The following is a 9,662-nucleotide window of genomic DNA, read 5'->3' as shown; positions in this document are numbered from 1 at the left end:
CCAGAGTGCGCGAAATGATCGAGGCGGCAGGCGCCGAACTGCGTTATCTGCCGCCCTACAGCCCTGACTTCAACCCGATCGAGATGGCCTTCTCAAAGCTCAAGGCTCTCTTGCGCAAGGCAGCCGAGCGAACCGTCGGCGGTCTCTGGAGCGCCATCGGCCGCATCATCGATCTCTTCGATCACGCCGAATGCCTGAATTACTTCACCGCCGCAGGGTATGATGCAATCTGATCGGAAAACGCTCTAGCTATCGTCGTTGAGGCCGAAAGGCGCCACAACTGCCTCGTGTTGGAAACGATGGAGCCGAGCTGGCTTTTACAGATCGAGGTGGTAGGGCTCAGTAAGAAATTCGCTAATGCGAAGCCGCCCATCGGCGACATTGGTAAGCAAGTAGTACCCTTTCTATGCCGGGGCTTCGCCTCCTACCCACATCTAGCTGGTCGCCTGATGATTCAGCACATACCCCCAGTGCTGCTCAACTAGCCTTCGACAACCGCCCCTGACCCGGCCAGTCGTTGAGCCGCCTCCGTCAACGCGAGATTGTGCTGGCCCATGACGACCCGATTCCGCCCGGCGGATTTCGCCTGATACAGCCCCGCATCGGCGCGGGCGATGACATCCTCGATATCGCGATCGAGCGGGCGGGCCATAGCCGCGCCGACGCTGATCGTGATCGAGAGATGGGCCTGCCCTTGCGTCACAATGGTATTCTCGACCGCCTCGCGGATGCGGTTCGCTAGTAGTATTGCCCCGGCATCGTCAGTCTCGCGCAGAAGCACCACAAACTCCTCGCCGCCAAAGCGGGCGACCTTGTCCGTAGTGCGGACCTGTCCGGCGATGATCTTACCAACCGCGCGGATAACCTCGTCACCGGCGGCATGGCCGAAGGTGTCATTAACGCGCTTAAAATGGTCGATGTCGAACATCAGTACCCCGACATCGCGCTTGTATCGTTTGAAATAGTTCATCGCGTCTTCGGCAAAGGGCAGAAACGCGCGGCGATTGTACAGGTTCGTTAGTGGATCGGTGTCGGCCAGAGCCCGCAGCGTATGTATGTCCGCGCCGAGGCGCCGGGTTTTTTCGTCAGAGGCGCGCGCCTGTTCCTCTGCCTTCAGTACGACCTCGTCAGCAGCCTCCCTGGCCGCTTGCTCGCCCCTTTCTGCGCTGCCGACGCGGCGCAGGAGAGAGCGAACAGCCCCGGACAACTGCAGTAGGTCGCGCGAACCATGTTGGCGATGGACACTATCGGCGCCGGGATGGCGGCCGATCAAATCGATTGCGCGGCACAGCCGCGTCAGCGGGCTCGTCACGGTTCCCGCGAGGAACCACGCCAATGCTGCTCCCAATGCCGCGATCAGAGTGCCGAGCAGCCCAATCGTGAGCGCTAGGCGGTTGGCCGGCGCCAGCGCGACCTCAACCGGCCTCCGCGAGGCGACGATCCAGCCCAGCCCAGGATACTCGCCCTCTCCCTGCGTCGCCACAAGCGTCGTCAACATTGGGCTTTCGCCGCCGGTATCTTGGAACGTCGCGGACTTGAAGGATTTCGTCCGCTGAAGCCAGGCGGCTGGCACAGGCCCAGCGAGCGGCGGGCCGAGCAGGATATTGCCATCCTGGCCCAGAATCCAAATGTCGGATTTGAGCTCGGGATCGTATTTTTGCAGCAGATGGGAGCGGACCTCACTCGCCCAATTCCAGCTCAGATGTGCGCCGAGAACGCCCGCCAGCGCCCCGTTTGCGCCATGGACGGGCATGGCGACGTCGACGAAGCGGAACGGCGCGGCGTCGGGGTCGCGACGCAGCATGCCATCGAGCAACTTGGCGTCATGTACGTCCTCGACGGTTGCGCCTTTTAGGCCATTGGCGAACCAGGGGCGCTGGGCGACCGAAACACCCTCTAGCATCCCCCGTGTGGCGGCTCTGACTGTGCCGTCGGGCGCGGCGAGGCCAAGCCAGGCATAATCTTCGAGGCTCGACTGCATCTGGTCCAGGATGCCGCGCGCCTTGGCCGGGTCGCCCGTCCAGACGCTGTGCAGCGGCTCGAGGCTGGTGATGTTTTTGATCTCGCGATAGCGCTCGAACATGCTCTGGTCGAGGCGATTCGCCATGGTCTGCGCCATGGCCGCGAGATCAAGATGGGCGTCGCCTATCGCCTGCCGACGGGCCAGCATCGCTGCGCCCGTCGTGACGATCCCGACCGTGGCGATGCAGAGCAGACCCGTCATCATCGCGGTTTGCTGCTTGACCGTCAGGCGGTCGGCGATTTGGCGAACCGCAGCGCTCCAGGACATGGTGACCTCCGATATGCTTCGTCGATCAGCCTCCTAGCTTAAATCAAATCTTGCCTTAACGCGGTTATCGATCTCGTCGGCATGGTTGCCGGTCACTGACAACAACGCATCAACGACAATCCTTTGCGCTCAATCCTGGCTCACCAAACTTGGCTGCGGATCGATGGCCAAAGAGCGGCTTCGAGCGACCGCGACGTCGGATTCCGACCGATTTTGTTCAAGAAGTCGGTGTTGCTGGGAACTTGAGGTCCTGATTCAGCCGTCCTTGTGGAGGGCGGCGTGATGATCAGCGAAGACAGCTGCGGAGGCACTGTTCTACCAGGCCTCGTGGAGCGCACCCCTTTTTGATCGGACAGGTGGCATAGCCGATAAGGCATAGGCATTCGCCTATGAGTACGACTATGTCGAAATCCCCTGATGGCCCGTTCTCGCGGGTCGAAGTGATCACCTCGGTGCAACGCCGACGCCGTTGGTCGACGGCCGAGAAAGTCCGTCTCGTTGAAGAAGCGATGCAGCCCGGGATGAGCGTGTCATTCGTGGCGCGTCAGGCCGGCATCTCGCCCTCGCAGCTCTTTGCCTGGAAGCGGCGCATGATGGAAGGTGGTCACGCCGCCATTCAGGCCGATGAGGACGTCGTCGGCACCTCGCACGTCCGCGATCTGGAGAAACGCGTTCGCGATCTGGAGCGGTTGCTCGGTCGCAAGACGATGGAGAACGAGATCCTCAAAGAGGCGCTCGACGTCGCCCGCCCAAAAAAACGGACATCGCCGTTGCTGTCCTGGAGCGATCCGACGGACGGTTCACGGTGAGCGCGGTGGCACGGACGCTGGACGTCGCTCGTTCCCACCTCAACGAGCGACGCGGCAGGACGCCCACGCCGCGTGGGCCGTATCGCAAGGCACAGGATGTCGAGTTCCTTCCGTCGATCCGGGCCGTCGTCGATGTCCGGCCGACCTATGGCTATCGACGCGTCACGGCGCTCTTGAACCGAGAGCGGCGCGCAAAAGGCCTGTCGATCATCAATGCCAAGCGGGTGTTGCGGATCATGCAGCATCACGGCCTGACGCTGGAACGCCATACGGCGCACGGCCCGGTCGGACGCATGACGGCGTCGTCATCGCGCTTCGCTCGAATGTGCGATGGTGCTGTGACCATCTGGAGATCCATGCTCGCAACCGCGAGGTCGTGCGCGTCCTCTTCGTGCTGGATGCCTGCGACCGCGAGATCATCGCCTGGTCGGCGGTGGCGCAAGCCGGCATCTCCGGCGAGATGGTCCGCGATCTCATGGTGGCCGCCGTCGAACGCCGCTTTGGCACGACCAGGGCGCCGCACGCAGTCGAATGGCTGTCCGACAACGGCAGCGCCTACATCGCCAAGGACACCGCCGACACGGCACGAGCCCTCCGCCTGACGCTGCTCTTCACGCCCGTCCGCAGCCCGGAGTCCAACGGTATGTCCGAAGCCTTCGTCAAAACGCTGAAACGCGACTACGCTCGGGTGACGATCTTGCCCGACGCCGACACCATCCTCGCCTTCCTCCCCGTCTGGATCGAGGACTATTGCGAGGTCCACCCGCACTCAGGCCTGAAGTTCCGCTCGCCTCGCGAGTTCATCAGGCTCAGTGCGTAAACCCAACCGCCGCCTGTCCGGCGAAACGGGGTCAACTCCACCTCGTGGACAAAGCTTGTCCTGAGACTCTCGGATTGATTCAAGGCTTCTTTTTGGAGGAAGCCTTGGGCGAGCGGACGTCTCTCGTGAAGTAAGCCGCATTATGAAGGCCCTTGATCGGCCCAGCTATGCGAGGCCGCTGCCGCCCGTCTGCAATGAAACAGGAACAGTCGACGTCGATGGGAGTTTGATTTGCACGGACCTCATAGGTCCGATTGCGGGGGCGGCGACCATGGACAACGACCGAGCTCTCGAAGTGCTCAAGCGCTATCAGGGCAGCGAGGCGACAGTGCAATTTTGGACGACCGACACTCCAGCTGAGACGTTCACCTCGCTCCGTGACTGCGTGCTCTTCGTGGCAGACGCTGCGACGGGCGAGCCCCTGCCGGACGTCCATGTTCATGACCCGGAAGGTGAAATCACATTCAGCGGCCCTGATCTCGAAGCGCTGATCGCATCCGCGCGAGGGCTGCGCACAGCGGATTGAGGAGACACAGTCATGACAGAGTTTTTCGAAGCATTCGGCAATCGCGTCAGCGTGCAGAGCGATGAGTTCTCGGCTGCTGTATCGCGCATCGCCGCGCGCCGCATCGCAAGCGCCTGCGACGTGGCCACTGCGACACCGATTGCGGCGCCAGAGCCGACCGGTATGCGGCGGGCGGACAACGACGTCTTGCCACCCGCAAAGCGCAGGCTCGCTTTTGCGTGATGTCGTTCCATCGCGGCATCTCCGCCATGCGAACTTCTTGACGACGGCTCTCGCCAATGCGTCTGTGCGTAGCAAGAGCGCACGACTATCGTCGCCGGCATTTGCATCTTCGCGTGCGCCATGCCGCGATCCAGCCGGCGCGCAGTCGGTTAGGAGACGACGCGGCATCCGCAATGATTGTCGAGGCGATACGAACCTGATCGATTGCCACAGTTCGACGACATTGACTCGTAACCACCGCAGGCGAATTCCCTGCTGATGTTCGTCATGATGCTATCCTCTCGGCGCGCGATCGATGGATCGCCACCTCGGGGGCATCGATGGCCGATGACTTGCGCGAACCGTTCGCTGCCGGCGTCGAGACGCTGAGACTTAGCGTGCTCAGGGCCGGCGTCTTGAACGCAAAGGCGCTGCGTGAAGACGCGGAGACAAATCTCGCTGACATCGCGCGCTTCGTCGATTCGACCCCGGCATTCGAAGAGGCGTCGTTTCAGATGGTGCGCAACGTCATCGCATTCGCGCAGGAGCTTTATCGGAACGGCGTGGTGGCGGATGCAGAGGCCGCGAGGCGCAACGCTCTTGCTTCGATCGATGAACTTGCCGCAGCCCTGCGGGTCGCGCACCCGAGCCAGCGAGCGCGGAGCCTAGGCTTCTGATCGGTGACCGTTTGGTCCGAAACTCATTGCGCTGCTATCGTGCAAGAGAGCTGGCGAATGACGACCGCGACAACCAGCCATCCGCGGCAGGCGGTCGGTCTTGAGCGTGGGCAGACGCGCCAACGCCGTCGACATCAGATCCAGCAACGCGCCGAGGATCATCGGACGCCGATCCTTGAACCGCGCCCAGAAGATGTCGTGATCGATGCGGTCCTCGAGTGCGATGGTCGGCAGGTTCAGCACGATCGACCGGTCTGCCAGATCGGAACGCGTCACGACATCTTCGATACCGTTCAAGATCACTGGCTTGATCGCCTGGAAGTAGACCTCGCTGTCGTCGGTGAACAGGGCGCGGGTTGCCATGCCACCCCCGGTCGAGAGCTTGCAAATCACGTCGCTCAACCAGTCGCTTCACAGATGAAACATTTTCGAAGTTCAAAAGGTGGGCATTTGCGGTGGCGATATAGAGATCGCGTTCCGATCGCGGCAATGCTCGGAGGGTCAATCGGCTGGGGTCAATGAGATCGTGGCAGATCTGGACGATCGTCGTCTTGGCAGAGCCCATCTCGCCACCGACGGCCAGAACAGGATAGGGCCCGGTCGGCAAAAGAGCAGCTACGCAATAGGCTACCAGCAGCTGAAAACTACCATCATCCGGCAAGTCCACGAACTCGCGCAGATCGGAGATCGATCCCCCACGAACGGGCGCGGGAAAGGGGAACGTCAGGTCGCTGCGAACGAAATGCACCGGCGGGAAATGAGCGATGCGCCAGCCTTCGGCATCGACCTCCACCGCACGACCGCAGTCGACGCCGAGGTCGATGTAGACGCGCCCTCATGGCCGGCTGTTCGCAGAAACACTGGCTTCTCCTCGGTGAGGCTGGCGAGGTCGCCGAGCGTGGTGATCGCGCTCTTGATCGCCGCGATGCGCCAAGCGCTGAACTTGGCTCAGTGCCCTGGAGCAGACATTCATCCGCTGCGGTAAACTCTCTTCTACCTACCCACTTTGGCCTTTATCAGCGGCCAGCGACGAAGGATGGCAGAGCGGCAGAAATGTACGTTAGGCTATGTCGCCAGCTCAGGCATGGATCGCGATAGTCGGGCCGCAAGGAAATCGACGAAGACGCGAATGCGGGCGGGAGTCGTGGCGCCACCGACAAAGACGGCGTGGATGATCTCGACATCGCCGGGATTGAACTCCTCCAGGATGGACACGAGCCTTCCTTCGGCGATTTCCTGCATGACGCTGAAGGCGCCAACGCGGGCGATGCCGACGCCGATGGCCGCGAGCTGGCCGAGCGTCTCGCCATTATTGGCTTCGATACTGCCCTTCACGGTCATTGCGAACTCGCGGCCATCGCGCAGGAAGGGCCAGACCGGCTCGACACGGCGGAAGTTGAAGTTCAGGCAGTTGTGGCCGTGCAGGTCCTCCGGCACCTGCGGCGTCCCGGCACGGGCGAGATAATCGGGCGAAGCGACGATGACCCGCCGCGTCTCGCCGAGCTTGCGCGCCGTCAGCGTGCTGTCGGCGAGCGGCCCGAAACGCACCGCGACATCGGCCTGCCCGGCGGCGACGTCGATCAGGGTGTCGCTCAACGCGATGTCGATCAGGATATGCGGATAGAGCGCCGCGAACTCGCCGAGCAGCGGCACGACGCAGAGCCGCCCATGCGACAACGCGGCGCTGATCCGCAGGCGCCCGCGCGGCGCGCCCTGATCGGCGATCTGCTGCTCGGCATCGTCGAGATCGGCGAGGATGCGCCGTGCCGCCTGCAGATAGGCCTGCCCCTCGGCCGTGATCGAGAGCGCACGCGTCGAGCGCAGCAGCAGCCGCACGCCGAGCCGGGCCTCGATCCGATCGATCGTGCGGCTGACCGCCGAGGGGCTCAGGCCCAGGAGGCGCGCTGCCGCCGAAAAGCTGCCCTGTTCGACCACCGCAGCGAACATCGCCAGCGAATGCGCCCGGTCGGCCCCCAACAGCATCTTTGCGTCCATCGCAAATATCCTCGCCGGGCGAGCCGGGTAATCCGGCGAATGCCCCGCCTGTATCTATGCGCCAGAATATCAACGGAAGAGCAAACCATGGACTATCGTCAACTGGGATCATCGGGCCTGCGCGTTCCGGCCCTGAGCTTCGGCACCGGCACCTTCGGCGGCAAGGGTCCGCTGTTCAGCGCCTGGGGACAGAGCGACGCGCGCGAGGCGCGTCGCCTGATCGACATCTGCCTCGAGGCCGGCGTGACTTTGTTCGACACCGCAGACGTCTATTCCGGCGGCGCCGCCGAGGAGATTCTCGGCGAGGCCCTGCGCGGCCGGCGCGGCGACGTGCTGATCTCGACCAAGACCGGTCTGCCTATGGGCGACGGCCCGCAGGACTGGGGCGCATCGCGGGCGCGGCTGATCCGTGCGGTAGAGGCTTCGCTGAAGCGCCTCGGCACCGACCATATCGACCTGCTCCAGCTCCACGCCTTCGACGCCTCGACCCCGGTCGAGGAGCTCATGGCGACGCTCGACCGGCTGATCGCACAGGGCAAGCTGCGCTATGCCGGCGTCTCCAACTATCCCGGCTGGCAGCTGATGAAGGCGCAGGCGGTGGCCGATCGCCATGGCTGGGCGCGCCTCGTTGCGCATCAGGTCTATTACTCGCTGATCGGACGCGCCTATGAGGACGAGCTGATGCCGCTCGGCCTCGACCAGGGCATCGGCGCACTCGTCTGGAGCCCGCTGGGCTGGGGACGCCTGACCGGGAAGATCGGCCGCAACCGCCCCATCCCCCAGGGCAGCCGCCTGCACGAGACGGAAGCATTCGCGCCGCCCGTCGACGGCGAGCATCTCTACCGCGTCATCGACGCGATCGAGGCCGTCGCGGCCGAAACCGGCCGCACCGTCCCGCAGATCGCGCTGAACTGGCTTCTGCGGCGCCCGACCGTCGCCTCGGTGATCATCGGCGCGCGCGACGAGGAGCAGCTGCGCCAGAATCTCGGCGCCGTCGGTTGGTCGCTGACGAGCGAGCAGGTCGCCGCGCTCGATGCGGCGAGCGAGGTGCTGCCGCCCTACCCCCACACCCCCTACCGCCAGCAGGAGGGCTTCGCCCGCCTGGCGCCGCGCGCCGTCTGAGGTCCCGCCATGACACTCAATCCCGGATTGATCGCGCTCTCGGTCGGCGCCTTCGGCATCGGCGTCACCGAGTTCGCACCGATGGGTCTGCTGCCCGTCATCGCCGCCGATCTCGGCGTTTCGATTCCCAGCGCGGGGCTGCTGATCAGCGCCTATGCACTCGGCGTGATGCTCGGTGCCCCGCTGATGACCCTGACGACGGGCCGCGTGCCACGACGAAAGCTCCTGATCTCGCTCGCCGGCATCTTCACCGCCGGCAACCTGCTCGCGGCCATGTCTGACAGCTACGGCATGTTGTTGGCGGCGCGCCTGCTCACCTCGCTCAATCACGGTGCTTTCTTTGGCGTCGGCTCCATCGTCGCGGCAAGCCTCGTCCCGCCACAGCGGCAGGCGGGCGCGGTCGCAGCCATGTTCATGGGTCTGACCATCGCCAATGTCGTAGGGGTGCCGCTAGCCGCCTGGGCAGGCGAGCATCTCGGCTGGCGTGCCTCCTTCTGGGGCATCGCGGCGCTCGGCGTGGTGACCATGGCGGCCTTGCGGCTGACCCTGCCGTCGCTGCCTGCTCCGGAGGGCGCCAAGGTGATAGCGGAACTGCAGGCGCTGGCGCGGGGCGAGGTGCTGGGGGCGCTGGCGCTCACGGTCATCGGCTCCAGCTCGATGTTCACAGTCTTCACCTATATCGCGCCGATCCTGCGGGAGGCGACGCAGGCGTCGTCCGCCTTCATCACGGCGATGCTGTTCACCTATGGCGTGGGCCTCACCATCGGAAACTGGCTGGGCGGCCGCTTCGCCGACCGCTCAGTCGACCGGACGCTGATCGTAACGCTCGCGTCGCTAACGGCTGTTCTGGTCGCCTTCGCGATGCTGATGGGCCACGCAGCCGCGAGCGCCGTGCTGATCTTCCTGTGGGGCATTGCGAGTTTTGCGCTGGTCCCGCCGCTGCAGGTGCGGGTGATGTCGGCGGCGTCGGAAGCACCCAACCTGGCCTCGGCCGTCAATATCGGCGCGTTTAACCTCGGCAACGCTTTCGGCGCCGCGCTCGGCGGCAGCGTCATCGCCGCCGGTTGGGGATATCCGATGGTGGCGCTAGCTGGAGCCGCGAGCTCGACGATCGGCCTCCTGGCGGTCTGGTTCACCACGAGACCTGATCGCGCCCGGCTGTGCCCGGACATCGATCCGTAGGTGTCTTGGGCAGCGAGAGTTCGAGAGTCTCAGGGCTGCC

10 protein-coding genes and 1 pseudogene are annotated in these 9,662 nt (G+C 64.2%); 8 read left to right on the top strand and 3 right to left on the bottom strand.

Translation table 11 applies throughout. From position 1 onward, the window contains the following. The coding region (locus tag AC1DZY_RS23040) for a transposase (RefSeq protein ID WP_476822492.1) at window positions 1-233 on the top strand (233 nt) is incomplete at its 5' end. Window positions 234-481: 248 nt separating this feature from the next. Here the strand turns inward: AC1DZY_RS23040 and AC1DZY_RS23035 are convergent. Next, window positions 482-2,290 carry a sensor domain-containing diguanylate cyclase gene (locus tag AC1DZY_RS23035; RefSeq protein WP_476822491.1) on the bottom strand — a complete coding sequence of 603 codons (1,809 nt, stop codon included), beginning with the start codon at window positions 2,288-2,290 and terminating at the stop codon, window positions 482-484. A 401-nt stretch (window positions 2,291-2,691) separates the two neighbouring features. Between AC1DZY_RS23035 and AC1DZY_RS23030 the strand changes: the two are divergent. The 4 genes and pseudogenes from AC1DZY_RS23030 (at window position 2,692) to AC1DZY_RS23015 (ending at window position 5,323) form a co-directional block, all read left to right on the top strand. Beyond that, window positions 2,692-3,919 (top strand): annotated as a pseudogene (locus tag AC1DZY_RS23030) (IS3 family transposase). A gap of 271 nt (window positions 3,920-4,190) precedes the next feature. After that, a complete protein-coding gene (locus tag AC1DZY_RS23025) occupies window positions 4,191-4,445 on the top strand; it encodes a hypothetical protein (RefSeq protein ID WP_476822490.1) in 255 nt (84 codons plus the stop codon). Between the two features lie 12 nt (window positions 4,446-4,457). After that, complete coding sequence (locus tag AC1DZY_RS23020; protein WP_476822489.1) at window positions 4,458-4,667, top strand: hypothetical protein; 210 nt, start codon at window positions 4,458-4,460, stop codon at window positions 4,665-4,667. 320 nt (window positions 4,668-4,987) lie between these two features. Then, window positions 4,988-5,323: a hypothetical protein gene (locus AC1DZY_RS23015; RefSeq protein WP_476822488.1), complete on the top strand. Its 336-nt coding sequence runs from the start codon at window positions 4,988-4,990 to the stop codon at window positions 5,321-5,323. Here AC1DZY_RS23015 and AC1DZY_RS23010 read toward each other — a convergent pair. After that, the gene (locus AC1DZY_RS23010) at window positions 5,312-5,725 is read right to left on the bottom strand and encodes a hypothetical protein (protein WP_476822487.1); all 414 of its coding nucleotides are present in this window, start codon (window positions 5,723-5,725) and stop codon (window positions 5,312-5,314) included. The two genes, AC1DZY_RS23015 and AC1DZY_RS23010, sit on opposite strands and share 12 nt — an antisense overlap. Before the next feature lie 124 nt (window positions 5,726-5,849). Between AC1DZY_RS23010 and AC1DZY_RS23005 the strand changes: the two genes are divergently transcribed. After that, complete coding sequence (locus AC1DZY_RS23005) at window positions 5,850-6,308, top strand: hypothetical protein (RefSeq protein WP_476822486.1); 459 nt, start codon at window positions 5,850-5,852, stop codon at window positions 6,306-6,308. An 80-nt stretch (window positions 6,309-6,388) separates the two neighbouring features. Here the strand turns inward: AC1DZY_RS23005 and AC1DZY_RS23000 are convergent, their stop codons facing one another. Continuing rightward, on the bottom strand, window positions 6,389-7,318 hold the full coding sequence (locus tag AC1DZY_RS23000) for a LysR substrate-binding domain-containing protein (RefSeq protein ID WP_476822485.1): 930 nt from the start codon (window positions 7,316-7,318) through the stop codon (window positions 6,389-6,391). Between the two features lie 87 nt (window positions 7,319-7,405). Between AC1DZY_RS23000 and AC1DZY_RS22995 the strand changes: the two genes are divergently transcribed. Both AC1DZY_RS22995 and AC1DZY_RS22990 read left to right on the top strand, forming a co-directional pair. Next, window positions 7,406-8,440, top strand: coding sequence for an aldo/keto reductase (locus AC1DZY_RS22995; protein WP_476822484.1), 1,035 nt, complete (start codon window positions 7,406-7,408; stop codon window positions 8,438-8,440). A 9-nt stretch (window positions 8,441-8,449) separates the two neighbouring features. Next, window positions 8,450-9,622, top strand: coding sequence for an MFS transporter (locus tag AC1DZY_RS22990; protein WP_476822483.1), 1,173 nt, complete (start codon window positions 8,450-8,452; stop codon window positions 9,620-9,622). The last annotated feature ends 40 nt before the right edge of the window (window positions 9,623-9,662 follow it).

The sequence above is a fragment of the Allobosea sp. P2_A10 genome (assembly GCF_056405115.1).
The sequence above is the reverse complement of the archived record's forward strand: the minus strand, read 5'-3'. Positions and strand labels throughout refer to the sequence as shown.